Origin of the sequence: Paenibacillus sp. 276b (assembly GCF_900107875.1) — a bacterium.
Taxonomy (GTDB): Bacteria; Bacillota; Bacilli; order Paenibacillales; family Paenibacillaceae; genus Paenibacillus; species Paenibacillus marchantiae.
Window position 1 is genome coordinate 84,631 of the sequence record NZ_FNRR01000005.1, and the last position, 26,250, is coordinate 110,880.

Annotated in this window: 25 protein-coding genes; 17 read left to right on the forward strand and 8 right to left on the reverse strand. The window is 48.2% G+C overall.

The window, feature by feature from the left end:
• The first annotated feature begins 253 nt into the window (after positions 1 to 253).
• From BLV50_RS22585 to BLV50_RS22595, 3 genes are all read left to right on the forward strand, one after another.
• The gene (locus BLV50_RS22585) at positions 254 to 535 is read left to right on the forward strand and encodes a hypothetical protein (RefSeq protein ID WP_063566264.1); all 282 of its coding nucleotides are present in this window, start codon (positions 254 to 256) and stop codon (positions 533 to 535) included.
• 82 nt (positions 536 to 617) lie between these two features.
• Positions 618 to 1,868, forward strand: a complete 1,251-nt coding sequence (locus BLV50_RS22590) for a Tle-like phospholipase domain-containing protein (RefSeq protein WP_090810396.1) — start codon at positions 618 to 620, stop codon at positions 1,866 to 1,868.
• Between the two features lie 53 nt (positions 1,869 to 1,921).
• The gene (locus tag BLV50_RS22595) at positions 1,922 to 2,194 is read left to right on the forward strand and encodes a hypothetical protein (protein WP_053780102.1); all 273 of its coding nucleotides are present in this window, start codon (positions 1,922 to 1,924) and stop codon (positions 2,192 to 2,194) included.
• A gap of 176 nt (positions 2,195 to 2,370) precedes the next feature.
• On the opposite strand, the gene BLV50_RS22600 is transcribed toward BLV50_RS22595, so the two are convergent.
• The 4 genes from BLV50_RS22600 to BLV50_RS22615 all read right to left on the reverse strand — a co-directional run bounded on the left by BLV50_RS22600 (position 2,371) and on the right by BLV50_RS22615 (position 6,748).
• Positions 2,371 to 3,141 (reverse strand): YcnI family copper-binding membrane protein, encoded by a 771-nt coding sequence (locus tag BLV50_RS22600; protein WP_256338025.1) that lies wholly within the window; start codon positions 3,139 to 3,141, stop codon positions 2,371 to 2,373.
• A 243-nt stretch (positions 3,142 to 3,384) separates the two neighbouring features.
• On the reverse strand, positions 3,385 to 5,079 hold the full coding sequence (locus BLV50_RS22605) for a copper resistance CopC/CopD family protein (protein ID WP_177031238.1): 1,695 nt from the start codon (positions 5,077 to 5,079) through the stop codon (positions 3,385 to 3,387).
• 180 nt (positions 5,080 to 5,259) lie between these two features.
• Positions 5,260 to 5,916 (reverse strand): response regulator, encoded by a 657-nt coding sequence (locus BLV50_RS22610; protein WP_063566261.1) that lies wholly within the window; start codon positions 5,914 to 5,916, stop codon positions 5,260 to 5,262.
• A gap of 1 nt (position 5,917) precedes the next feature.
• Complete coding sequence (locus BLV50_RS22615; protein ID WP_072734958.1) at positions 5,918 to 6,748, reverse strand: sensor histidine kinase; 831 nt, start codon at positions 6,746 to 6,748, stop codon at positions 5,918 to 5,920.
• A gap of 302 nt (positions 6,749 to 7,050) precedes the next feature.
• Here BLV50_RS22615 and BLV50_RS32890 point away from each other — a divergent pair, with 302 nt between their 5' ends.
• A complete protein-coding gene (locus BLV50_RS32890) occupies positions 7,051 to 7,218 on the forward strand; it encodes a hypothetical protein (protein WP_162842449.1) in 168 nt (55 codons plus the stop codon).
• 128 nt (positions 7,219 to 7,346) lie between these two features.
• On the opposite strand, the gene BLV50_RS22620 is transcribed toward BLV50_RS32890, so the two are convergent.
• The 3 genes from BLV50_RS22620 to BLV50_RS22630 all read right to left on the reverse strand — a co-directional run bounded on the left by BLV50_RS22620 (position 7,347) and on the right by BLV50_RS22630 (position 11,739).
• Positions 7,347 to 9,179 carry a bifunctional diguanylate cyclase/phosphohydrolase gene (locus BLV50_RS22620; RefSeq protein WP_063566259.1) on the reverse strand — a complete coding sequence of 611 codons (1,833 nt, stop codon included), beginning with the start codon at positions 9,177 to 9,179 and terminating at the stop codon, positions 7,347 to 7,349.
• Between the two features lie 254 nt (positions 9,180 to 9,433).
• Positions 9,434 to 10,066, reverse strand: a complete 633-nt coding sequence (locus BLV50_RS22625; RefSeq protein WP_063566258.1) for a DUF5317 domain-containing protein — start codon at positions 10,064 to 10,066, stop codon at positions 9,434 to 9,436.
• 239 nt (positions 10,067 to 10,305) lie between these two features.
• A complete protein-coding gene (locus BLV50_RS22630) occupies positions 10,306 to 11,739 on the reverse strand; it encodes a hypothetical protein (RefSeq protein ID WP_090810145.1) in 1,434 nt (477 codons plus the stop codon).
• A 279-nt stretch (positions 11,740 to 12,018) separates the two neighbouring features.
• Between BLV50_RS22630 and BLV50_RS22635 the strand changes: the two genes are divergently transcribed.
• The 6 genes from BLV50_RS22635 (at position 12,019) to BLV50_RS22660 (ending at position 18,103) form a co-directional block, all read left to right on the forward strand.
• On the forward strand, positions 12,019 to 13,050 hold the full coding sequence (locus BLV50_RS22635) for a BMP family lipoprotein (RefSeq protein ID WP_090810147.1): 1,032 nt from the start codon (positions 12,019 to 12,021) through the stop codon (positions 13,048 to 13,050).
• Between the two features lie 104 nt (positions 13,051 to 13,154).
• Positions 13,155 to 14,654 carry an ABC transporter ATP-binding protein gene (locus tag BLV50_RS22640; RefSeq protein WP_090810149.1) on the forward strand — a complete coding sequence of 500 codons (1,500 nt, stop codon included), beginning with the start codon at positions 13,155 to 13,157 and terminating at the stop codon, positions 14,652 to 14,654.
• Positions 14,651 to 15,718, forward strand: a complete 1,068-nt coding sequence (locus BLV50_RS22645; RefSeq protein ID WP_063566254.1) for an ABC transporter permease — start codon at positions 14,651 to 14,653, stop codon at positions 15,716 to 15,718. The genes BLV50_RS22640 and BLV50_RS22645 overlap by 4 nt, the downstream gene beginning before the upstream one ends.
• The gene (locus BLV50_RS22650) at positions 15,702 to 16,625 is read left to right on the forward strand and encodes an ABC transporter permease (protein WP_024632282.1); all 924 of its coding nucleotides are present in this window, start codon (positions 15,702 to 15,704) and stop codon (positions 16,623 to 16,625) included. Before BLV50_RS22645 ends, BLV50_RS22650 begins: the two co-directional genes overlap by 17 nt.
• Positions 16,626 to 16,671: 46 nt before the next feature.
• Positions 16,672 to 17,343 carry a sulfite oxidase-like oxidoreductase gene (locus BLV50_RS22655; protein ID WP_090810151.1) on the forward strand — a complete coding sequence of 224 codons (672 nt, stop codon included), beginning with the start codon at positions 16,672 to 16,674 and terminating at the stop codon, positions 17,341 to 17,343.
• Between the two features lies 1 nt (position 17,344).
• On the forward strand, positions 17,345 to 18,103 hold the full coding sequence (locus BLV50_RS22660) for a nucleoside phosphorylase (protein ID WP_079695858.1): 759 nt from the start codon (positions 17,345 to 17,347) through the stop codon (positions 18,101 to 18,103).
• A 185-nt stretch (positions 18,104 to 18,288) separates the two neighbouring features.
• Here the strand turns inward: BLV50_RS22660 and BLV50_RS22665 are convergent, their stop codons facing one another.
• Complete coding sequence (locus BLV50_RS22665; protein WP_090810153.1) at positions 18,289 to 19,176, reverse strand: LysR family transcriptional regulator; 888 nt, start codon at positions 19,174 to 19,176, stop codon at positions 18,289 to 18,291.
• Between the two features lie 209 nt (positions 19,177 to 19,385).
• Here BLV50_RS22665 and BLV50_RS22670 point away from each other — a divergent pair, with 209 nt between their 5' ends.
• The 7 genes from BLV50_RS22670 to BLV50_RS22700 all read left to right on the forward strand — a co-directional run bounded on the left by BLV50_RS22670 (position 19,386) and on the right by BLV50_RS22700 (position 26,212).
• Positions 19,386 to 20,276, forward strand: coding sequence for a DMT family transporter (locus BLV50_RS22670; protein WP_063566251.1), 891 nt, complete (start codon positions 19,386 to 19,388; stop codon positions 20,274 to 20,276).
• Between the two features lie 123 nt (positions 20,277 to 20,399).
• Positions 20,400 to 20,582: a hypothetical protein gene (locus tag BLV50_RS22675; RefSeq protein ID WP_063566250.1), complete on the forward strand. Its 183-nt coding sequence runs from the start codon at positions 20,400 to 20,402 to the stop codon at positions 20,580 to 20,582.
• A 149-nt stretch (positions 20,583 to 20,731) separates the two neighbouring features.
• Positions 20,732 to 21,214, forward strand: coding sequence for a GNAT family N-acetyltransferase (locus BLV50_RS22680; RefSeq protein ID WP_090810155.1), 483 nt, complete (start codon positions 20,732 to 20,734; stop codon positions 21,212 to 21,214).
• Positions 21,215 to 21,376: 162 nt separating this feature from the next.
• Positions 21,377 to 21,778 (forward strand): metal-sensitive transcriptional regulator, encoded by a 402-nt coding sequence (locus BLV50_RS22685; RefSeq protein WP_082935409.1) that lies wholly within the window; start codon positions 21,377 to 21,379, stop codon positions 21,776 to 21,778.
• Positions 21,779 to 21,826: 48 nt separating this feature from the next.
• Positions 21,827 to 22,027 carry a copper ion binding protein gene (locus BLV50_RS22690; RefSeq protein WP_053779829.1) on the forward strand — a complete coding sequence of 67 codons (201 nt, stop codon included), beginning with the start codon at positions 21,827 to 21,829 and terminating at the stop codon, positions 22,025 to 22,027.
• Positions 22,028 to 22,284: 257 nt separating this feature from the next.
• On the forward strand, positions 22,285 to 24,717 hold the full coding sequence (locus BLV50_RS22695) for a heavy metal translocating P-type ATPase (RefSeq protein ID WP_371129278.1): 2,433 nt from the start codon (positions 22,285 to 22,287) through the stop codon (positions 24,715 to 24,717).
• A 334-nt stretch (positions 24,718 to 25,051) separates the two neighbouring features.
• Positions 25,052 to 26,212, forward strand: coding sequence for a YhgE/Pip domain-containing protein (locus tag BLV50_RS22700; protein WP_072734951.1), 1,161 nt, complete (start codon positions 25,052 to 25,054; stop codon positions 26,210 to 26,212).
• The last annotated feature ends 38 nt before the right edge of the window (positions 26,213 to 26,250 follow it).

The following is a 26,250-nucleotide window of genomic DNA, read 5'->3' on the forward strand; positions in this document are numbered from 1 at the left end:
AGTTGAATTGGGTAATGTACACCCGAATGCTCTATTGGAATCATTTAGGAACAAAGTTACATAAAAACGATGCCAACAGCCGATGTGATCATGTTGATTTTGTACTATGATGCAGATAACAGAAGAAAAGAGTGGGTATACGAATATATTTAATGATAAAGAAAAGGTGATTGATATGAGGTTGGAGCGACGACTCGCATGTATATTTTTTTTGACCATACTATCTACTTTCATTTTGGGAGGGTGTCAGAACATGAAGGAAAGTGAAAAACAGGCCTATTTTAAAGAAGCCGAAGCGGAAGCCGTAAAATATCTGAAAAATAAATATGAACTGGATGTCGTGATCACAAATAAAGAGCTGTTACCTGAGATGGCGCTTGATTCTATTGCTATGGAAGGGCATGTGGTTGAACATGAAGAGCAAGAATTTACGATCTCGTACGACTATGAGGATAAAAAAATCAAAAACTTTGGCATGAGTCCAGCAATTAAGGAAGCAATTATAGCTAAGGGGTATGATCCGTTTAACAAATAAATCATAATTCAGGATTGATTTTCTTGGAGGTGCAACGGTTGTGAGTAAATCACCAAAAATTGATGATGAAACATACAACAAGATGTCTGAATTAGCTTACGAGAATCTGAAATCAGGTATTGAGTTTGACAATCTTCCCGGATGGCAAGTTCTTGAGGACACTCATGGAAATAAAAAATCGGGTTTTGATGCGGTGACCTTCTACAATCCTGAGACCAAACAGGCGGTTATCGCATATCGGGGCACCGAGGGAAGTGCATCATTGGATCGCAGCGCCCCTGATTATTACGCGGATGCTCAAATCGGTTTGCCTGAGCTCGGCAGAAAAATTGAACAAAGTACTGACCTTACGCCAGATTGGTTAGCTAATGGAATTCAGAAGGTAAGAGATGTGACCGGAATCACTAAAGTCGAGAATGCTGTGGGAGAACTGGACAAAAAGCTGGATAAGACAATCGGGCTGGGTCCCAACCAAATGTATGAAGCGGAAGATTACGCCAAAGATATGCAGAAAAAATATAAGGATTTGGATTTTTCGCTGACAGGGCATTCGCTTGGAGGGGGCAATGCCCAGTATGCGGCCGCATACACGGGACTTTCCGCGGTGACGTTCAGTGCGCCATCCGTGATTTCCAACCTCACGCCAGAGGCAAAACGAAAGGCTGAAGAGGGTGGGTTTGATAGCCAAATCATTAACTACGGACATCCCGGAGATTTTGTAACCAGCGGATTTTTTGGTGGATATGATCGTCATGTAGGTTCCATGTATTACATCAATTCCAACTACAAGGATATGAATGATGACATGGGCATGTTCGATAAAATCAGTAACACCTTTGGTGGTGAAGAGTATCACGGTTTGAAACAGTACAAATTCGAGAATGGCTATATTTCCAACGATCTATACGATCCGGTTACGGGCGAGCAAATCAGTTATTCACCACGTCAGCCATCCAATGTCCTGTCTGATCTCGCAGCATTCATGCGGAACCTGGGTGGGCAAGCAGGCAACCTTGCAAGAGGTATGGCCGCAGCAGCAGGAGCGTCTGGCCTGATTCAGGTAACGCCCGAAGAACTCAAAAGTGTCGCTGCCCGGTGGAAGCAAAATGCACAACAGTGTAATGCAGAGTTGAATACGGTACGGAGCCGAATGGCGCAATACCTGCATTCCAGCCGTAGTCGCAGACTTGAGCCTATCGTCACTCATTTGGATGCGTCTATTAACGAATTGAGCACATGGCATATGAAGCATACGAGTCAATTCTTGAACTTTATCGAAGAGAAGGCGGAAGCATTCCGTCAAGCGGATGAGAGTCAGGTCAGTTTTAAATAGAATTTTGCGTGAAGGGCCTGGCGCTTGGCACTTACATAAGGGAGGGAACACGAGTGAGCGGACAATTGCTGGTAGAGCTAAATGATCTTCGGATTGCTGAAAAAGAATTGACCCAGCTGCTTGCCCGTCTCCAGGCAGATGAGCAGGAGGCAAGAAGCCTATACAACCGTCTCGACGATTGGAAGGGACAATCGGCCGATTATACAAGGCAGCAGATCGAAGCGTTTTTCGCGGGTCTGTCTGGACGAATACAGTCGATTGAACAGCAGAAGAAGAGCTTGCTGCAATATATTGAAATCATGATCCAGACGGATCAGGGACGGTAGGAAAGAGTCGTAAGGGACGCTGCTCTTAACCAGTGAATGTAAGCATGATTTTGAAATCGAAGTTAGCGTATGCATACAGATATCAAAAAGGAGCCTCGGCACATCGGGAAAGATCCCGTATGCCAAAGGCTCCTTTCTTTTTTTGTCTACATACAAGACTGACTGTATCTTAACTCTTAACGTTTTTTGCGGCGTGTTGCCAGAGCAATACCCAGGAAGGACAGGATCAACGCCAGAATGGATACGATCAGTGTTGCCTGTTGCAGCTTCAATGTGCCTGGGTCGGAATCCGTGTTGTTTGGCTCACCAGTAACGGTGTCGTTCAGCGCGTCACCCAGTGTGGTATCGTCGTTTGCCTTCTTATCATCGCCCGTTGCTGCTTTATCATCATGGCCAGCATTGCCGGCTGTGCCTGCACTATCATGACCTCCGCCTGCAGCAGCATTACCTTCAGCAGCAGGATCTTGGCTGATAGCCGTGATACTGTGCGGGTTGCTGTCACTTGGTCCGCCTGTCCATTCCACGATGCTGCCATCGCTATAATACTGGAACGCATCCCAAGCTACTTCCGTTTCGGCATCCGGATTCTGAGCTACGAAGTTGAACTGCTGGAATTGACCAGCCAGAATTCCTTCGTTATCTCCGTCCACTTCCCAAGTGATTGATGTTACTTCATTGGAATCATTTTTTTCGGTAGTGATTTTCCAGCCTGACAGTGGTTGGTATTGCTTGAATGCAACGCCTTGCGGTACTTTCAGCGTGATCTTGGTAGTAGGCAGCTCTTTTTCGGATGGAATCTTGATGCTATACGTCTGCCATGCACCTGTTTGTGCCACAGTTGGGTTAACGGTAACGTGTGCACTGGCGAATCCAGCAAACAGCATCAGTGCAGCAGCTCCAGCAGTAAGGCTGGATGTCAGTTTGGAAGTCCATGATGTTTTCTTCAAAATAATTTACCCCTCTCAAATCTTCTAATATATAAGCTCAACTAAAGAATATTTACACTAGCCACTACAATGACAGAACAACCTTCTGATCGCTGTTATCCCCAGATTTTTTGATCCTCTTCTTCAAAGGGGAAATCCGGGGATAAAGGCGAACGCTTCGCTTCTCCAGGTTTTTTCTGTCCTCTCCGTTATTGTGTAAATGTTTAGTTGAACATATAAGGCCAATCATTAATCGGTTTATACCTACGGATTAGCGGTGTCGATCTCAAATTCGGTATCCAGCGAATCCAGAGATCGGGTTAGCAGATGAACCTTGATGTTCCAGCGTCCTGGCATGGAGATATATTCTTCTGCTTCGTATACGCCAGTATCATTTTTCGGAATCGTGATCTCGTAAATGCCCATATCCATATCCAGGTGGGTCAGTGACAATGTGATCTGTTCCAGATCGTTGACTGTACTGCCGTCCGGTTTCTTCACGTCGACCTTGAACTGATTCTCTCCGGTACGATTGGGACTTACCTGAAGCGTAATTGTAGTCCCGTCATCCTTAGTCTGCACTTCTTTATAGGGTCCTACGGCTGCCGGTTGTCCGGGAGACAAGTGTGTCAGCACGGCGGCCAACGCAAGCACGACGGCTCCAGCAATCAGTTCGGCCTTCAGGCTGCCAGCCAGTCGGTTGCCGCTGCTTGCACGTGCCATTCTGGCATGACGCCAGGCCAATAGAAGCATCACCACAAGCAAGACAACTTTAGCGATAAGCACGATACCATACGCCGTTGTGAACAAAGACGTAAGGATAGGTGCAGGCAAAATGATCAGGCTGCTGTATATCCCCGTAGCGACGAGAGCAGCAACAGCGCCGATGCCCCAAGCTGTAAATCGTCGGATCGCCGTCCAGTAGACCTCACCTCGCACCGTGGAAGGCAGTTTATCCGCGAGCGGAGGCAGACACGCAGCCATGGCAGTTAGAGCCCCGATCCAGAAAGCGGCTCCGATCAGATGAACGAAGTCCATTGCAATGGCGAGCGCGCGATGTTCTGCTGCAGCTGGATGTCCTGTCATGGCATGGGTGAACAACCAGCCAAGAACGAGGACCAGTGATCCGTATGATGACCAGATACGGATACGCAGCGAGCGATCCCGGTCATATCCAGAGAGGATGGTAACCGCCAGCAGCATCACAATAAGCATCTGTACCATCCAGATCTGCCCAAATGACGTCAATTTGAGTGCGCTGCCCATCAGTGCCCAGCTGAACTCCCCGATGGAGACGCCTGATTCATACAACGTGTTCAGGGGCAGACTGATCAGAGCGGCAACAGAAGCGGCGCCATAACTGATCCATAACAACTTGTAGCTCCTTGGCACTTCCAGTGGTTCTCTCGCCATGGAAGCTGGTGCAATTCGGAACAGCAGGAAAGCAAGTGTGCCCAGAATCACAGACAACCCCAGATATTGAATCCAGTCTGTCAGCGACAAAATCCATTTTAACGGTCCGCCAACCTGGCCTGAACCTGAGGTTAAATCAGCCAGACCAGCAGGAGCGCCAGATGGTTCCCCAATATGAAACACATAGGCCCCTTGAATGGGGTGACCATCAGCAGACACGGCCTTCCAATTCACGGCGTAGGTTCCGTTTCCAAGTCCGGTCCGCAGTCCGGTCTCCAGAATATGAGGGCGATCTTCATCGACGTGCACATTGCCGTCATCTGCCTGTGTTCCGTCAGGTCCGGTGATTTTAATATCAAAAAAGGCCGTCTGTAAAGACTCGTTGAACTCCAGAGTCAGGCGTTCAGGTGCTGTCGCAACCAGTTCATTTTCACCTGGTGAGGCCTGCACAATATAAGCATGGGCGGATGCCCATTGTGGCATAACAAGGCAACACAATAACATTAGGGCAACCATAAGTGCCCAGTGCCGTTTGCCCAATTTCATGGTGAACCTACTCAAAATCAAAAAATCATCACCCTTAGGTCTAGAATTGTAAGTCATTCTTTGTTAACCGAGCACAATCTATACCATTATAACTTTGTCCAAAATAACACCGTATGACTACATTGGGCTATAAAAAAACGAAATGATCCATGGAATTGTGACAAAAACATGAATGTGCCGCTATTTACGCAGCTTACGGCCTGCCAGTCCGCTTTCCAATGCATAGCGGGTTAATTGCACACGATTTTCGAGATGCAGTTTCTGTAAAATATTCTTCAGGTGATTCTTCACTGTTTGATCCGAAATGCCAAGTTGGTCGGCAATCTCACGGTTAGTATATCCCGCAGATACCCATTGCAGGATCTCAAGCTCCCGCGTAGTCAGCGGATTATCGGGTACATCTTCCGTGCGAGGTGCGGGGAACTCCTGAAGGATTCGATAGGCAAGTTCTTTGCTCAGGGGTGCATCATCACTGACGATGGCGCGAAGGTATTCAAGCCAAGTGGACGGAGATAGATTTTTGAGCAAATATCCTTGAGCCCCTTGCTTCAGCGCTTCGAACAGGTACGTGACATCATCCGATACAGTAACCATGACGATAATGACATAAGGAAAGCGCAGTTTGATCTGGCGGGTGGCTTCCAGCCCATCCATATCCGGCATCTGCACGTCCATCAGAATAAGATCGGGCATCCATTGCCCGGTAAGCTCCAGCGCCTCTAGTCCAGTCGAAGCGGTACCAATAACTTCAAACAGGCTGTCCTCGGATAAAATACTGCATATCGCCTCACGCGCATGCGCGTGATCATCGACAACCAATACCCGTACAAGTTCCATATTAAGCATGCCCCTTTCCAATGGTTATTCGAGTGTAACCTGGCCTTGAATCAAGAGCGAAAGACCAGCCCATCTGAGCTGCACGTTCCTTCGTAATTCGCAAGCCGTACCGATCCTTCAGATGCAGTGGATCCCCGCTCACACCAACACCATTATCCTGAACGAAGATGGACCAGACAAAAGGGGTTCCTTCTGCAATCACCCGAATATCTGTGGCCCGGGCATGTTTACGTACATTAAGCAGTGCTTCCCGAATGCAGGCGAGCAGCTCTACCTGCTCCTTTGGGGAGAAGAAGGTGCTGTCGAGATCCCATTCCAGACGCGCCGAAGGAACCGTCTCCTCTATAAGTAATTCTACCTGTGACAACAGGGAAGTTCCCTCCGGTACTGCCGCTTGTCCAGGGACGTAGCGGAGCTGGGCGATGGCCTGCCGTACGTAAGCGTTGACCTCATGTACGGTTTTGCGTATTTCCTGAATTTCATTCTCGTGACCACTTCCAGCCAAACTGCGCTCGGCCTTGTCTGTTTTTACCGACAGGAGAAAAAGAGACTGCGAGATACCATCGTGAAGCTCGCGGGCTAGTTGATCCCGAGCTTCGAGAGCCACTTTGGAAGCACGCTCCTGCTCCAGAGCAGCCCTGGCACTTTCCAGCATCTTAAATAAGCGACTTAGCAAGGTGACACTTATGAGGTACAGGATAAGTGGGGTAAGCCAGTTGCCCGCATCCATGGAAAGGTAGGGCATTAGGAATTGGTGACGGATGTATTCCCAGAGACCAACCGTGAATGTGGGGACCAGCAGAATCATCCATTTAATCTGTTTGTATGACATGAATACAGAACTCCTTTGAGATAAGGTCCATTTATATGTATCCGTTTCAAGGGCTGGCACCATTATAACGCATGCTTGCTTCAGACCCTAGTCTGGCTTTCTTCGGGGGAACCTCGGGTGGATAAGGGAGCATTTAGAAGGATATCTAAGAACAACATGGGGTGAAATTATGTCACGCAGGGTGAGCCTTGGTGAGTACAGATGAGCGGGGCTGTATCCATTTTCCCTATTGGAGAAGGTCCTCTATACTTATATAGAACAGAAATTCATTACAAAAGATGTTAAGGAGTGAACGCAACAACATGAATCAAGAGGTATTGGAACGTCGCAGCGAGTTGCTCAAGAAGAACATTCATCAAATGCTTCTTCAAGACAATCAGCACGGAATCAGTCGTCAGGATAACATGTTTTTGCAGCAGATGATTAAAGAGCTGCATCAGACTTCACATGAGATGAATACCACTCGATAACGCAGAATCTGCACAAGAATGAAGTAATCTCGTGCATGATTCATTCCATGATGAACATGAAAATGGCGCTATCCCCGATTAGGCCGGGGGTAGCGCTTTTGGCTTTGTAAGGGGGAATTCTGTGGGTGTTACACAAGTTGTTGCTGCACCGTTCGTTTCTGAATATATCGGATGAACAGCTCGGCTAGCTCGGGATCAAACTGAGAACCGGAGCACATCTGTAGTTCCTTGATTGCTTCATCGACATTTTTCGTTTCCTGATACGGTCGCTCTGTCGTCATTGCGTCAAAGGAATCAATCACCGTGAGCATCCGGCACAACCGTGGAATCTCACAGCCTTTCAGACCATAAGGGTAGCCTGCCCCGTCATATCGTTCATGATGCAATTCGATATAGGGAATGAGATCGGCAAAACGCTCGTTCGTCATGGCCATTTTTTTGCCCCAGGTGACATGGCCCTTGATCGTTTCCCATTCTTCAGCGGTAAGCTTTTCTTTCTTATTCAAGATGGACCATGGAATTTCGAGCTTTCCGATGTCATGAATCAGTGCGCCCAGTACAAAATTCCGCTTCTCCACATTATCGAGTTCCAGCAACTCACTTATATCGAGAGCATACTTATATACGCGTTTGGAATGTTTGAATGTATCCATATCCTTATACCTGAACAAGTTGAGTTGTTGCTCAATGTCACGCACATCCTGGACCAGATCAATCTCTTGCTCCATGCCATCATTGCTGCCGTGGCGATGCACATTGTTTTTGCCTTGCTTTTTGGCATAATACAGCGCTTTATCCGCCTGATCCACAAGTTGTGACTTGTTGTACATATCGACTTCATAACGCGCAACACCTGCGGAGAACGAGAGACAACCGTGCGGAAACACTTCAACCCCTTCAAAAGGTGTGTCGTTCAGCTGCTTGCGCAGCTTGTTCATGAAAGCATAAGCCTCGTCCAGATCCATGCCTGGCATGAGCAGGGTGAACTCTTCTCCGCCATAACGAAAGGCGGTGACCGAAGTGCCTTCCGTCTTCCGACTGAGGAAATCTCCGAGAAGAGCCAGCAGGCTGTCACCCTGGAGATGACCGAAGCGGTCGTTATACTTTTTGAAATCATCAATATCGATGAGTCCCAGTGAAAGCGGGGTTCCCTGAGAACGGGCGTTACCAAGCTCGGTCTCCAGCATACTTTCAAAATGACTGTGGTTAAACAAACCTGTGCGTTGATCCGTATTCGCCTTTTCCTCAATACTCTGATACATCACAAACAGCTGTTTGAACGCATGTGATAGCAGAATGCTAAGACTGAGGTAGAGCAGCAGACCGAGAACGCCGTTATGCACAACGAGAATGGTCAGCACGAGTGCCAAAATCAATGTACATAAATAGACGAGCAGCGATTCGGTAACGAACACACGCTTCATCTGCTGTAATGCATCCTTTGTTGAGAAATGAAAAAACAGGCCAAGCGTGATTGTATTAATGATGAAGTAGGCTGCAAGTGCCGCAAAATAGGGCAGCAGGTTATATCCATCCAGTGCTCCCGGAATTCCTCCAGTCCAAGTAAATACATAAGCCGCTCCAGCAATCATGAGGCTGTAAATGCTGAAATTGACGATATGTTTCCACCAGGTGAGTTTGCGATCCTTGATTAACAGAATGAGGGAAACAGGCAGCAGTACAGACAGACTGAATGCACCACCAAACATGAAGATAGAGGCGAGGTACACGGAAGAGTCCATGGATTGCTGATTGCCTTTGGGTGGAATTTGAAACGTGAAATAATCCAAAATCAGCGCCGCACCAAGCATCGTGTATACCATTACCCATTCGTCAGAGGATAGATGGAGATAAGACCACTTGTTCATATACAGAAAAATACCGATGCCGGTACAGCTAAGCAAGACGACATACATGCTGCTCCGATCTGCTTTATGGATAAGGTTACGAATAAAGTTCATAAAAATTCTCCTGCTTGGTTTAGTCTGCTCTTGATGTGAATATATCGGCTTGTACTATATTGATGTATAACATAACAAGTTACCTCCCAAAAATCCAGAAAGAAAAAACAGGCCGCTGGCAGCCTGTTTGTCTTGGTTGGCGAAGTATATGTACTAGCCGCCCAGCTTGTATCCCGAAGTCAATGCAACAACGACAGAAGCTACGATGATTGCGTTGATGACGAGACGGGAATATTTAATGCCTTCGAATTTTTTCATGGAAAAGACCTCCCTTCCTTGGAGTCTGTCCGAATGTCTTCAGGCCTGATGGAACTCACTGGCTGCAAAGCTTCTCCGGTTCGATTCACCATCATGTACTGGATAAACAGGAATATGCCAATGTTCATGACCACATCGCCGATGCTGATCACCTGGGTCCGCGGATAAGGGCTGGACAGCGGGATGATATCACCTAGGAATGAAAGATGTGTGGAAGCATCCATCATATAGTGCTTTGATACCGCCCCGCCTTCGCGCAGCATATCTACATAATAGGGCCCAAGAACAGCAGAGGCGTCCACGGAAACCGGCATACGCCCACCGTTCACTGCCATGACGATGAAATTGAGAAAGACACCGATCCAGATCAACGTAAAACCTTTGTAATGTCGATTAAGCCACAAAAATGCTAGACCTGTGACATAAACGGCAGCAAACAGGTACCCGTTGATGGATGCAACCCAATCAAGCCTTTCCTGCAAGAAAAAGATGAAGAACTGGGCCAGCAGCAACAGCGGGAATATCCATCCGCCTCGCAGCTTGAGTGCTGCAAACTGGTGGAGACCATACCGAAATCCTCCCCGGAACAGTCCAACGATCAAGCCTAGCAGAATGCCGTCGTATACCATGATTAACTCCTGTCTTACAGATATGTGTAAATGTGATTGCGTGTTTGTGTATCTATGTTATTCGACCTTTTACTGGTAAATCCTTCAATGGAAAATATTTTTTTGAGAAGAAATTTGCAAAAAAATAAACAAAAAACCGCCTTTACGAACCAATGGGTCGAATCCATTGAAAAGTTCGGTAAAGTCGGCTTTATATTATGTCAAAATGCGAGCTTTGATGCACCTAGCATATGTTCGATTTATTCTGATTCCCCGTTGAGATAATTGAAGAACGGGTGGTCAACCCAGAAGGTGTAACTGGAAATATCCGCATCAGGGGCGAGCTTACGGAATCCTTCCTGAATTGCCTTGGAATTCTCCTTAAGGGAGAAGGATTGTGCGTAATAGTTGCCAAGTGAAATTTTATTGTTAGCAATGACCGGATATTCCGCCAGAGCAGTCGGTGAATAATACAGCGGCTGCCACCAGGAAGCATGGATTAAGGCAGAGGTGTCATCGCTATTCTTTTTGGCATACTTCAATATAATATCGTTGAAACGGGCTTTGTCCGCTGTGTTATTGAACTCGAACTGAATGTCATATTCTTTGGCGTAGGCGATGTAGTTGCCATTCTCGATCTGGGTTACTTTGTAATCCGGTGTTTCTTTGGGCTCTCCCCATTCCTTCAAATAGATGAAGGCAGATGTCTTCGGCTGGAACTGTACATCAGCATCGATGCCTTCACTGCGCAACAGTCCAATCAACTGCACCGCATGTTTAATATCATCATGACCGTAAGTTAAAGTCAGTTCATCGATGAAGTTGGAATCAAAGCGACTATCCTTAAGATTGTAACCTGTGACGAGATCATTCCGCAGAGCTTGATCCACAATGGTCCGAAGCTCCGGTGCTTCTATTAAATCAGCAGTGCGATAGGCAGCGTACAATTTGGAGTAAATGTCAGCGTCGCCGGAACGGCCAATTTCATTTTTATATTTACCCTGACTGGTTAATACCCGTCCAAGCAAAATGTTGGCAAAATCGGAACTCGCTTCGCCACCCTTACGAAGAGCGGGGTACAGATTTTCCGGGATCAGACCTGTATCGATGGCAGCGGCCAGTTCCTGCGCGGCTTGTCCCTGCACGCGGCTTGGGCTAATGCCCAGTTTTGCAAGTGCCTTTGCTGTTTTGTCTTCAGGATATGTATAGGCCAGCTCTTTGAATCCGGCTGCTTTGACTGCGATGAAGACAGCGGCATAAGTGCTCAGTTTGTCATTGGCACGAACTTCCGTACCGGATAGGATGCCATTGTTATATAAGGAAACGGCAGCTTTATAAGCAGAATCATTCGATTTCAGATCAGTAAAGGATGGGGCCTTAACTTCACTGTCACTTGCTTCATCTGTAGCAGGAGCAGCTTGATCGGCTTCAAGAATGGTAGCAATCGCCTTGATGAAGTCACCCTTCGTTAACTGTTTCGGCAATTGGATATTGTATTTAGCTTGCAGGAATTGGGCGTAATCAGCTGCACTCTCGGTATAAACTGAAGGAGCTTGTGCTACGGGTCCTTTAACAGCCTGTGAGGTCGTTTGTCCAGCGGATGCTGCGGATACCGAAGCGGGCAAGCTGAGGCTGCCGAGTGTAACCGGAGCGGCGAGCAGAGCGGCCAGTGTGATCTGGGTGATTTTTTTCAAATGAATAGCCTCCTCAAAATAGGGTTGGAAAATAAATAAGATTGCGTTATAATTCTGACAAATCCTATCTGAATATAATAATTGGATTGACTTTAGCATGGAGCAGCTCTGGATGTCAACGAAAAAAAACCTTGATACAGAGAGCCTTCGGAGGCTTTATGGAGGGTAAATCAGCTATTATATTCCAATTAGTGTATACGCTCAAAGATTTATTGACAAGGATCGACAGTATCCGCTAGGATTATAAAAAAAAGAATAGTGAAAAGGGGAATTTTCAAAATGAAAAGAGGTTTATCGTTCGTCTTATCGATCATCATGTTGGCTATTTTACTGGCGGCTTGTGGAAATTCTGCTTCCAAAGACGAACAATCGGCCCAAGGTGGCGACAGTGAGAAATCACTTCGCATGGCGCTTGTACTTCCTGAAAAAATCGGGGTTAACCCGTTCTTCGTACAGATGGATGAAGGTTTCAAAAAAGCAGGCGAGGAATTCAAGGTAGATACCAAAACGATTGAATCGACTGACCCGGCTGCATTTGAGCAAAACCTGCGTGCTGCAGTTGCTGAGAACTATGATCTGATTATTACAGCAACCTTCCAGGCAGAAGATGCACTGAAGAAAGTGGCTGCCGAAAATCCGGACAAGTCCTTTGCTATTGTGGACACAACGGTTGATCTGCCTAACGTACGTAGCGTTGGTTTCCATGAATATGAAGGAGCGTACTTGCTTGGTGCAGCTGCCGGACTGTCTACGAAAACAGACAAAGTCGGTATGATTGCCGCGATGGACGTTCCATTGATCAAGAAATATACAGAAGGTTTCAAAGCCGGTCTGGAATCAGTTAACCCGAAAGCGGAATTCCTTGTGAACTACGTTGGTGGATTTAACGACCCGGCCAAAGCCAAAGAGCTTGCGTTGGTACAATTCGGCAAAGGTGCTGACTTCATCGCTGGAGCATCTGCTGTAGGTGATCTGGGCGTGTTCGAAGCTGCGAAGGAAAAAGGCTTCTATACTTCCGGTCAGGATACAGACCGTACCGTTGAAGATCCTGAGCATATTGTGTTGTCTCAATTGAAGTCGACAGACACGGTTGCTTATCAGACAGTGAAGGATTTTGTAGAAGGAAATTTCAAAGCAGGCGCTGTGAACTATGGCTTGAAAGAAGATGGCGTAGGCTTGACTTATGTAACACGTGACAGCGAATCTCCATTGAATGCTTTTGTTGGACAAGAGGTTATCGACAAGGTTAAAGCAATCAAGGATGATATCGTATCCGGCAAAATCGTTGTGAAAGATCCATTGCAACAGTAGTATTGTTTGTTTCATAGGATTGAGTAATTGAGTTGATCAGCCGGCTGCCCGATCAGGCAGCCGGTTTTGCTGCTATTTAAGACCGAGAGGAGAGAACGCGAGATATGCTGTTGGAGATGGAGCAGATTACGAAGAAATACGGAGGCTTCACCGCTAACCGGGACATCCGTTTTAATTTGCGAGAAGGAGAGATTCATGCCCTCGTGGGTGAGAACGGCGCTGGTAAGACAACCCTGATGCGCATGTTGTATGGAATGGAGCAACCGACATCAGGCACAATCAAAGTTCGTGGACGCGAGGTCAGCTTCGCAACTCCGTCTCAGGCCATGGCAAGTGGTATCGGCATGGTGCATCAGCATTTCATGCTGTTTCCTTCCTTTACGGTTGCCGAGAACATCGTGATTGGCCGTGAACCGTCTGCGGCAGGGGTATTTGATCGCAAACAGGCGGCGGCCCAGGTGAATGAATTGGGCAGAACGTATGGCATGCCAGTTGATCCGTGGAAAAAAGTATTTGAATGCCCTCTGGGCATGCAGCAGCGTGTTGAAATTCTCAAGGTGCTGCATCAGGGCGCGGACATCATTATATTGGATGAACCATCAGCGGTACTGACACCGCTGGAAGTGAAAGAACTACTCGCGAATATGAAATCCCTTGCCAAGTTGGGCAAAACCTTTGTATTGATCACGCACAAGCTGCAGGAAGTTATGGATGTGGCAGACCGGATCACGGTTCTTCGTGATGGTCAGGTGACTGGTACATTGGAAGCAAAAGACACGAATGTAGAGGAACTGTCCCGCCTGATGGTAGGGCGTGAGCTGGTTCGCATGGACAAGCAGCCATCCGTTCCGGGAGAAGCTGTGCTTCAGGTGGAAGCGGTAAACTTGTCAGGGGCAGAGGACCGTTCTGCACTCAAGGATATCCATTTGCAAGTTCGGAAAGGCGAGGTCGTTGGAATCGCGGGTATTTCCGGCAACGGCCAGTCTGAACTGATCCAGATCATTGCGGGACTACGCAAGGCAGATAGCGGCCGCGTCCTACTGTCAGGGCAGGATACAACCAATTGGCCAGTGCGGCGCATTCGGGAGCATGGACTTGCCCATATCCCGGAAGACCGTTATATGTGGGGAGCGGCGAAAGATGCGAGCGTTCGTGAAAATGGACTGATGGGCCACCATCACCGGCTTCAATCACGCGGTATCATTAAAGCGAAGGCAGCACGGACCATGGTGGAGAACTGGATCAAGCAGTTCAGCATTAAAACCGGTTCTGCGGAAACGAAGGCGCAGTTCCTATCCGGCGGTAACTTGCAGAAGTTGATTGCTGCGCGTGAATTTGCCCAGGATACACCGTTTCTGATTGCAGCTGAACCTACGCGGGGTGTAGACATCGGAGCGATGGAGACCATCCACGCTGAACTGCTGCGCAAACGGAATGAGGGTGCGGGTATTCTGCTCGTTTCCTCCGAATTGTCCGAGGTTTTGCAATTATCGGATCGGATCATTGTCATGTATGAAGGCGGAATTGCCGGGGAACTGAAGGCAGATGAAGCAACAGAAGAACAGATCAGCTTGTTGATGGCAGGAGGGAAAGAGCGGATATGAATCGGGTAAAAGAAACACTTCGCGGACTCATACAGCCGCTGCTTGCCGTATTCATCGGTTTACTGGCAGGTGCTGTAGCCATTCTGATCGTTGGCGGGTCTGTGGTGGATACGTATGCGGAGATGTGGAAAGGGGCCTTCGGCAACTTCTACTTCTTCACTAACACACTGGCACGTTCGACGCCCATTATTCTTGCGGGGCTGGGCGTAGCACTGGCGTTCCGCGCCGGATTTTTCAACATGGGTGCAGAAGGACAGATGGTTCTTGGCGGACTTAGTGCAGCGCTGACGGCGCTCTACCTGCCGGGTCCAGGCTGGTTTGTCTGTATTGCAGCCATTGTGGCGGGGATCATCGCCGGTGGGGTCTGGTCGCTGTTTGCAGGTTGGCTGGATGCCCGCTTTGGCATGAATCTGTTGATCACAACACTGCTGCTCAACTATATTGCGATTTATTTTGGAGGATACATGGTATCCTATCCGTTTAAAGACCGCACGGGATCGGCGGCAATGGCCCAGACGCCGATGATTGATCAGAGTGTCTGGCTGCCGAAGCTGTTCCAGGGTATGGGACTGCATGCCGGATTCATTATCGCCATCGTGGCGGCGATTCTCATCTACTGGTTCACACACAAGACGGTAACTGGTTATGAGATTCGCATGTTGGGAAGCAATCCTTCGTTTGCAACGTATGGCGGTGTGCGCCGCATTCGCATGATGATGCTGTCCATGATCATCAGTGGTGGACTTGCAGGTCTTGCGGGTGCAGGGGAAGTGCTGGGTACACAGTACCGTTTCCTTGATGGATCGTTGTCATCGGCAAGTTATGCATGGAGCGGCATTATGGCGACCTTGCTAGCCCGCTCGCATCCGCTAGGAACAGCTGTGGCGGCAATCCTGCTTGCAGCGTTGCAGACAGGTGCTATGGGGATGGAACGGAATACGGATGTGCCGCTGGAAGTCGGCAGTGTCATCCAAGCAGTATTGACGTTATTTGTATCGGCTCAGATCGGATATTCATTCCTGAAGCGGAGAAAGGAGAAAAAGTCCAATGCAACAACTGTTTGATGCAGCCATGTTTGGCTCTACCTTGCGGATTATGACGCCGATCCTGCTTGCAGCGCTCGGTGGGGCTTTATGCTCTCGTGTCGGTCTGTTCAACGTGGGTCTGGAAGGACTCGTACTGATCGGTGCTTTCTCCGCTATTGTCGGTAACTATCTGTTCGGCAATGTACTGTTGGCTGTAATATTTTCTATTGTGATCGTCATGTTGTTCTCTGCGCTATTTGCCTTTATCAGTATTAACCTGAAGGCCAACGCCATTGTGGTCGGGATCTCGCTTAACTTTCTGGCCACAGGACTGACGACTTTTGCGCTGCGGGCGATTTTTGATGTAAAAGGTGCTTACTATGACAAGGATATGGTGGGACTCCCCAAATGGGACATCCCTCTTATTAAGGACATTCCGTGGGTAGGCGATGTCATCTCAGGGCACAGCCCGCTCGTGTATCTCGGGATTATTATCGTAATTGCCTTGCAGTTTTATCTGTTCAAAAGTGTCTCCGGTTTCCGTCTTCGTTCCGTGGGTGAGAATCCGGTAGCGGCACAAAGTATCGGCATCAAGGTGCGCGGCATTCAATATGGTGCAGTTCTGATGTGCGGCGTATTGTGCGCCTTGGCGGGTGCACAGTTATCGCTCGGTCAGGTTACGATGTTTACCGAGGGCATGACCGCAGGTCGCGGCTTCATCGCATTGGTAGCGACCATGCTGGGTCAAGCGAATCCGCTCGGCGTTATGGGGTCCAGTGTGTTGTTCGGGTTCATGGAAGCTCTTAGTATCCGACTGCAGGGCTTTGCGCTGCCAACTCACTTTACCATGATGCTGCCGTATATTGTGACACTGGTGGCGATGTTCTTCTTCAAGGACCGTACTTATGCACAAGATGCACTGAAAGCGGGCGGAAGCTCGCGTTAAATCCTGAATGTTATGCTTGAAGCATATAAAGAAGGAGGAATCACGCTTGCATAATAAGGCTGAACGTCTGAAAAAAACGAAAAGCCCGGCACCCAAAGCGGGTGCTGAGCACGGAGACCGACTGCCACCGGGGCAGGTACTGACCGAGAAATTCCCGATTCTGCATGAAGGTGAAGTGCCGGAATACGACCTTTCCACCTGGGATTTGAAGGTATTCGGTGAAGTTGAAGAAGAGAAGGTATTCTCCTTCGCCGAGCTTCAGGCGCTGCCTCAAGTGAACACGGTGAGCGATATTCATTGTGTTACCCGCTGGTCGAAGTTTGATACACCATGGGAAGGCATACGGTTCTCGGATTTCATCAAGCTACTTGGCGTCAAACCGGAAGCAAAATATGTTATGATCCACGCGGATCATGATTATGAAACGAATGTTCCGCTCGAAGAACTGATGCATGATGATGTATTGCTTGCTTTTAAATTTAACGGTGAGCCGCTCACACCAAAGCACGGTTATCCGCTGCGCTTGGTTGTTCCACAACTCTACTTCTGGAAGAGTGCGAAGTGGATACGGGGTCTGGAATTCATGAAAGAAGATCGCAATGGCTTCTGGGAAGTCAATGGTTTCCATCATTTTGCCGATCCGTTCAAGGAGCAGCGCTTCTCTGGTGAAGATATTCCGATTCCGGAAGACGAATGGACGAAGAAGGAGTTTGATTAAGATGTTGATGCCTATTTTGCAAATTCATTCCGAAGATATGCCTGCATATGCCATTGTCTGTGGTGATCCGGCACGTGCGGAGAAAATTTCCCGCAAGCTGGAGCAGGCGAGAGAACTGGCGTTCAGCCGGGAGTATCGCACGTTTGTAGGATTGTATGAAGGTGTACAAATGGCCGTGGTCAGCCATGGCGTAGGTTCACCAGGAGCAGCTGTCTGCTTCGAAGAACTGATCCGGGCAGGGGTAACGACCCTGATTCGTGTAGGTACAGCGGGCTCGTACACAACGGATTATCCAGCGGGCAGCGTAATCGTCAGCACGGCCGCTGTGCGTACGGACGGGCTGACACGTCAGCTGGTACCAGATGGTTTCCCTGCGGTAGCGGACCTTGGTGTTACACAAGCGTTAATCGAGGCAACTCGTGAGCATGCAAGTGCAGCGAAAGCTTCAAGTGCGGGTAAAGTTGGCGTGGGCATTACCGTTACGCTGGATGCATTCTTCACAGGCGTTGAAGAGATTCCTCATCGCAAGTACAAGCAGGCGGGTGCTCTTGCCGCTGAGATGGAAATTGCCGCACTTTACATCGTCAGCACACTACGCGGCGCTCGTGCCGGAGCTATTGTCGCTATCGACGGTTTCGCAGACAGCGACCTGGCAGCCGAGTATGATCCGCATACAAATGCGGTAGCTGATGCAGTTGAGCGGGAGATCGAAGCGGCACTGCGTGCACTGGCTGCACTGGCTCGTCAGGATCAGGCGTAAAAGCTGAGATCATCAGGGTATTTTGTAGTACTATTGCTGGTAAAAAGCTAAACGCGTAAATGATGTTCATCTGAGGTGGACAATATAAAAGGGCGTCCCATAAGGTCATATTCATGACTTTGGGATGCCCTTTTGAGTTTGAGATAGAAGCGACTGTTGCTAGATTGGAAGGTGCAATCGATTCGTTAGCGTTGTCCGAACAATTGCTGTGCCGTCTCAATAAATAACCGGGATGCGGGAGAAGCATCAACAAGTGAAGGAACGGCAATCTCAATATTGCGGTAGGCTTTCGGCTCTGTGGGGAGTGCTTTGACACCCGGAGGCAGCCAGGATAGTGAGATCGCAGGCAGCATGGCGGTCCCGAGTCCCTGCTCGATCATGCTAAGGCAAGTGTTTACGTTATACACGACAAATCCGAAATGTAATTCTGCATCTGCTCGATTGAACAGATCAACAATCGGTACCTCATAGCCGCCTTTGCAAATAATCATGGGGTGTTTGTCCAGCATTTGTACCGGCAGAATTTCCTGATTCGCAAAAGGTTCATCGTCCCGAAACACCGCGAGCATCTCCTCGCTATAGAGTGGAAGCGTCTCATAAGACACATCTACTGGTTCTTTATCTGTGGCAATAATGAGAGCTACATCAATGGCGCGTGAGCTTAGCCACTCCTGAATTTCAAGGATGTTCCCCTCGTGCAGCTCAAACTGAATCTGAGAATAGCGGTCCCGAATCGAGCGGATGATTTTTGGCAGCAGATGGGCGGATGACATTGGGAAAGAGCCAATACGAATCGTACCAATCTCCAACCCTTTTTCGGCGGCAACGACCTGCTGTACCTTATCAAATTGCTGTAAAATGCGGCGGAAAATAACCAGAATTCGCTGTCCCACATCCGTAAGCACGATGCCGTTCCTACGATCCCGTATGATTAGAGTGACATCCAGTTCATTCTCTAGCGAAGAGATGGCCCGACTGACTGCGGGCTGTGTCATATTCAGTTCCTGGCCTGCACGGGTGAAACTTCCCGTCTCTGCAATTTTCACAAATAACTGCAACTGTGAGTTGTTCATAACAAATATGGTATGCTCCTTATGATTAACATGCATTTCAATTATTTCGATCATTATTGTATCATGAAGACACGGAACGATCAAAGAACGAATGTAAAACGGATCTGGATCGGATTCCAAATGGTTTGCAGGCACAGAAAGAGCGCAGGATAATGTGTACGATTGATTAAACTGCCCCTGTAGATGGTGCCGGATAGGAGAATAAACATATGGCTTTATCACGTGCAAAAGCAGGCTGGGTCCTGGCTTTTCTGGTACTCATGTGGGGAGTAAACTGGCCCCTGACCAAATACGCATTAAATTTTACACCGCCGCTCATATTCGCAGGCATGCGCCTGTTAATTGGGGGTCTGGTGCTGGGGCTGTATGCTTTTCCCCGCTACAAAACGCTGCGGTTGAAGCAAACCTGGCATATTTATGCCATATCTGCGGTGCTTAACATCATCTTCTTCTACGGTTTTCAGACCGTGGGGCTGACGGAAGTGCCAGCAGGATTATTTTCATCCATAGTGTTCCTACAGCCTGTGCTGCTCGGAATCGGGGCATGGTTGTGGCTGGGTGAGTCCATGTATGGACTGAAGATTGCCGGATTGGTGATCGGTTTTGCAGGGGTGGCTACGATCAGTATTGGCGGCATGACAGGCAAAGTATCCCCTGAAGGGGTTATGCTTGGGCTGTTCAGTGCAATTAGCTGGGCGATCGGGACCGTATATATGAAGCGAAATTCAATGAAGGTCGATGGAATCTGGATGACAGCCATTCCGATTCTGATCGGCGGAGTTGTTCTGACATTGACGGGTACGGTCACAGAGAGCTGGGCTGATGTGCAATGGGTGCTTCCTTTTATACTGGATACGCTATTTATTTCGGTGTTTGTCATTGCAATGGGCTGGCTCGCGTTCTTCAAACTGGTTAGCTCCGGCGAAGCCAGCAAAGTAGGATCGTTTACGTTCCTGATTCCGCTGATCGCCCTGTTATGCAGTGTGCTGTTCCTCGGAGAGTCGGTTACGGTCAATCTGATCGCAGGTCTGGTTATGATTATTGCCAGCATCCTGCTTGTGAATGTTAAAGTGAAAGGCAGTAAAGTCGCGAAAATATAAAGTTATGCGGAGAACTTTCTTCACGTGGTTGTTGAACCTTGTATACATTCCGAATGACAATGCAAAAAATGGGTAAGTTATATATAGGAACATCACCATGATTACGAAGAGGAGGACTCCAGCATGACACAGAACAATCAACCTCAGGATGAGGCGGCAATTCGCAACAAACTAGATGAAGACGGGGATTCCTTGATGGAGAAAAAGAAAATTTTGAGCGGTGTGGATATTGAGCCGCAAGCGGACGAATGGTCTGCCAAACCGTCACCTGTAGCATTTGATGAAGGTAAATCATCCAAAGAATAAGAGGAACCAAATATAGCTTAAAAAGAAGCGGGTACCGTAGAAGGTATCTGCTTTTTTATATCAGAATGGTTAAGCACGTTTCGGAGCATCATCTTCCTGATGTCTTATTGTATAATCATGGGAAACGTTTGTGAGAGGAGAATGTGAAGATGAGTGAGATTAACATTAGAAGGGCTGTCATCGGAGATTACACGGGAGTATCTGTCTTAATGGATGAACTTCATCACTTGCATGTGGAGGACAGGCCAGACGTATACAGAGAGCTGCAGACGAGAATGAGTCATAAGGAATATGAAGAACTACTGGAAACGGATCATCGTTATCTCTATGTTGCGGAATTGCTGGAACAGGGTGAGATTGTTGGATTTGCGAGCGCACAGTTGAATGTTATTCAGAATGTGGATTTGTTAAAGGATCGAAAGATGTTATATATCCATGAGATCATCGTTGGTAGCAAACATCGTGGACATGGGACAGGCAAACTGTTGATGCAGGAGTTAATCGAACTTGGCAAAGAAATGCAGGTCGACAGTGTTGAACTGACCGTGTCTACATTTAACACTGGTGCTCAAGCTTTCTATGAGCAGATGGGTCTGGCTGTACGCAGCAGCAGAATGGAATACATACTATAACTATAATGTGCTGTACGAAGAATAATGAGATGTCTGGCGCGTTAGTGCAGTCGTAGGAAGCATGGAATACATCCATTTGGAGTAAAATAAAAGAAATAGTCTTGCATACCCCCGTGGGGTATGTTACTCTTATTACAGAACGAAAGAAAAGGGGTGTTCGCGATGGAACATCAGAGCCATCCCAAGGAACCTTTGGAGTCATCCGTAACAGAGGTGAACGAAGTCTCACAGACAGATGATCAGCAAGCCAATTCATGTCATACGTCAGGCAGTGATGGAAAGCATGTGCGCAAGAGCCATCACTCCCAAGAGATGAAGGGCAACCTGATTTCCCGCTTGAACCGTGTTGAAGGACAGATTCGCGGGATCAAGGGATTGATCGAGAAGGATACCTATTGTGATGATGTGCTGACACAGATCGCGGCTGCTCAGTCCGCTCTTAATTCAGTAGGCAAGCTATTGCTGGAAGGCCACATGAAGAGCTGCATCGTTGAGCGCATTCAGGCCGGAGAGCATGAGGTTGTGGATGAATTGTTGGTAACGGTAAGAAAGTTAATGAAGTAATTATTTTTGAATGAACTCATCATTTATATATCTAAGGAGGAACTACCCATGTCTAATATTACGTTGAACGTTACAGGAATGTCTTGCAATCACTGTGTGAAATCGGTTGAAGAAGCTGTGAAGAATGCGGGAGCGAATGGTCAGGTTGATCTGGCAGCAGGAACTGTCGCAGTTGAATATGACGAGCAAAAAGTCAATGTGGATCAGATCAAGGCAGCCATCGAAGATCAAGGGTATGACGTTGTCTAATCATCGCAGGCTTAAACTGAACTTCCCTTTGCATGGAAAGGAATTCAACAGGTCTTTTCCATTAAATGAGTTCATTGTTTAAGCCTGATTTTCTGTCTTTTATATACCCCTTGGGGGTATTGGGTGTGTAGGAATATTTCATAGAGAAAGGAGCTAACAACATGGATAAGTCATCAACAACGGAAAACGCAACAGTATCAGAACCCGTACCTTCACAGGAAGCGGCGGGATTGCAGACAACACTGCAAATTACAGGCATGACCTGTGCTGCCTGCTCTACCCGGATTGAGAAGGGTTTGTCCCGAATGGAAGGGGTCAATCAGGCGAATGTTAACCTCGCTATAGAACAAGCAACGGTATCCTATGATCCGAAAACAACGAACATCAATGCTTTGCGGGATAAGGTGGAGGCGCTTGGCTATGGTACAGTAACGGAATCCGTGGATCTGGACATTACAGGCATGACCTGTGCTGCTTGTTCTACTCGAATCGAAAAAGGTCTTTCCCGGTTGCCGGGTGTATCCCGTGCAAACGTGAACCTGGCGCTGGAAACGGGACATGTGGAATTTGCAGCAGGAGTACTGAAGGCAACCGATATTACGGCGAAGATCAAACAGCTCGGTTATGGAGCAGAGTTGCAGAAGACACAGGAAGATACCCAATCAGTGCGTGAGCGTGAATTACAGCGTAAAAAGTGGAAATGGATGATCTCCGCCCTGTTATCTTTGCCACTGCTTTGGGCCATGGTGGGTCACTTTTCATTTACCTCGTGGATCTGGGTACCGGATCTGTTCATGAACCCATGGTTCCAACTGGTGTTGGCAACGCCAGTACAGTTTGTGATTGGATGGCAATTCTATGTGGGAGCCTATAAAGCGCTCCGTAATGGCAGTGCCAATATGGATGTACTGGTTGCTTTGGGTACAAGTGCGGCTTTCTTCTACAGTCTGTATCTGACCCTGACCAGTGGCAATGCAGCTTTGACCATGATGGATCATGGTGGGACGGGAATGGCTACAGCAGCCATGCCAACCGTGGAGCTTTATTATGAGACGAGTGCCATTCTGATTACGTTGATCCTATTGGGAAAATGGTTTGAGGCCGTAGCCAAGGGACGTTCCTCTCAGGCAATCAAGAGCCTCATCGAACTGGCTCCGCGTGAAGCCAGAGTGATTCGTGATGGACAGGAGGTTATTGTACCGTCTGCGTATGTCGCGGTAGGTGATCTCGTTCTGGTAAAACCCGGAGACAGCATTCCTGTGGATGGCGTCGTGGAGGAGGGGCAGTCTTCTGTCGACGAATCCATGTTAAGCGGAGAGAGCCTGCCCGTGGATAAAAAACCAGGGGACGCCGTTACAGGCGCTACGCTGAACAAAAATGGAGTATTAAGACTGCGTGCGACCCGCGTGGGCTCGGACACGGCGTTATCCCAAATTATTAAAGTGGTTGAACAAGCGCAGGGTTCCAAGGCCCCTATTCAGCGGATTGCCGATGTGATCTCAGGTATCTTTGTTCCGATTGTTGTAGGCATCGCGGCAGTCACGTTCCTGATCTGGTATTTTTTCGCCAGTCCCGGTGACTTTGCCGGTTCGCTGGAGAAGGCGATTGCTGTACTTGTCATAGCCTGTCCTTGTGCGCTTGGACTCGCAACTCCAACGTCCATTATGGCTGGATCAGGGCGTGCGGCGGAATATGGTGTGTTGTTCAAAGGCGGCGAACATCTGGAATCGGCACAGCAGATCCAAACCGTTGTACTGGACAAAACAGGTACAGTTACCCAAGGCAAGCCCGTGCTTACGGATGTGGTGACGGCTCCAGAATGGACGGAAGCAGACCTGCTGCAACGGGTGGGAGCAGCAGAGCAGAGTTCGGAGCATCCATTGGCTGAGGCGATTGTAGAAGGAATCCGAGGTAAAGGTCTGGAACTGGTCCAGTCAGAGCAATTCGAGAACATACCGGGATATGGTGTGCGAGCTCGGGTTCAGGGACAAGAAATCCTGGTCGGGACACGCCGACTGCTTACGGATGCGAAGGTGAATGTCTCCGAGGAAACGATGCAACAGATGAATAACCTTGAGGAACAAGGACGCACAGCGATGCTGGTCGCCGTGGACGGTCAATGGGCTGGGGTTGTTGCGGTGGCGGATACCATCAAGGAAACTTCACGGGAAGCCATTCAGCGGCTTCATGCTATGGGAATTGATGTCATCATGATTACGGGAGACAATGAGCGGACAGCACGCGCTGTAGCGGAGCAAGCCGGAATTAATAAAGTTCTGGCTGAGGTACTGCCAGAGGGTAAAGCGGCAGAAGTGAAAAAACTTCAGGAGAGTGGCCTCAAGGTAGCGATGGTTGGAGATGGTATCAACGATGCTCCGGCCCTTGCTACAGCCGATATTGGTATGGCCATCGGAACCGGAACCGATGTAGCGATGGAAGCAGCGGATATTACGCTAATGCGCGGCGATCTGAACAGTATTGCAGATGCAATCGAGATGAGCCGGCGCACGATGGGCAATATCAAGCAGAACCTGTTCTGGGCACTTGGCTATAACGTGATTGGGATTCCAATTGCAGCAGTGGGCTTCCTAGCTCCTTGGTTGGCAGGTGCGGCCATGGCGTTCAGCTCTGTGTCGGTTGTATTGAATTCGCTGCGTCTGCAACGGATGAAACTGAAAAGCAATGACTGATGTCCATTGAGGGACGTGATTCAACTTTCTATTATGCTCAAAAGTAAGCATAGGGTGCGGTCCGCTGTGGCGGACCGTGCTTTTTTTGTTGAGGAAAGGTGTTTGAAATATGCTAAGGGAATGGTCCTTTCCTTGTTATTAGAAGGTGAGTATGTGAAGTGATGTCCTCTTATGAAATGGAATTCATTGTTTGCGAAACACATCTTAATCTTTCTGAACCTTTCAGAAATAGATTGACAATATAGACATATAGACTTAAAATTTAAAACGATCGTTTGATTCAAACAATCGTTTACATCAAATTCGAACTAATGAGTAATGGAGGACATCATTTATGTTGCAGGCTTTACGTATATTGTTGAAAAAACCGCCAGTAATTGTGGGGATCGTGACGGCACTTATGTTCCAAGTGATCTTCAGCGTGATCTGGATGACAGCATATTCCGGAGTGAATGACCGGATGAATGAATTGACGGTTGCCGTTGTCAATGAGGATGGAGAGCAGTCCAAGGGGATCGCAGATCGTATGGCTGAGACGCTTCCTTTTCATACCGTAACGAATCTGAGTGCTGCCGAAGCACTTGACCAGTTAAATCATCGCAAGATTCATATGGTGCTGAATATTCCTGCAGGGTTTAACGAGCTGATTCAGACAGCCGGTTCCACTGCCGAAATCAAGTACACCATTAACGAGGCGAACCCGGTTACGATCAAAAGCATGATGCAAGGTGTATCGCAGAGCGTGACGAACACGATTAACAAGCAAGCAACCGCTCAAGGTGTGCAAGCTGTGTTGACGGCTTCTGGAGCGCCTGCAGATCAGGCAGCTGAAGCTGCTGCCAACCTGACTACACGAGTGGAAGGTACAACCACTTCCATTAATCCGGTTAACGGTATGAACAATCAGATGGTGCCGATGATGATGGTACTCGCTTCTTATGTGGGAGCCATGATTATGGGTATGAACCTGCAGACAGCGATGGGTATGCTGTCGGCTACTCACTCCCGCTGGACTTTGTTTGGCGCCAGAGTAGTCATTAATCTGGGGTCTGCTCTTGTGGTTTCCCTGCTGGGATCATCACTGATCGTGTCGCTGGGCGGACAGATCGAGCAAGGATTTATCGCATTCTGGTTGTTCCAGGCGTTGTTCCTCTGCACGTTCATGTTCTTCTCCCAGTTCTTCCTGATCTGCTTTGGACCAGCGGGAAGTTTGTTCAACATCATTTCACTGTCGCTGCAACTGGTATCTTCCGGTGCAATGGTGCCACGTGAATTGCTGAACAGCTTCTACAGTGGTATTGGTCAGTATCTGCCTGCCACATATGCCGTTCAAGGTGTTCTGAGCGCTCAACTGGGTGGACCTGGAGTTCAATCCGCGGCTGGCTCAATTACCATTGTATTGCTGGTTGCTGTAGCCCTCTCCCTGGTGGTGACGTTGTTGAAAAAACAACCTATGCCAGCTGGGGCACCAAGCCCGGCTCAAATGAACAGCTAATATTCCAGTCATCATGGTTGTTCTTCATAGGATATGAT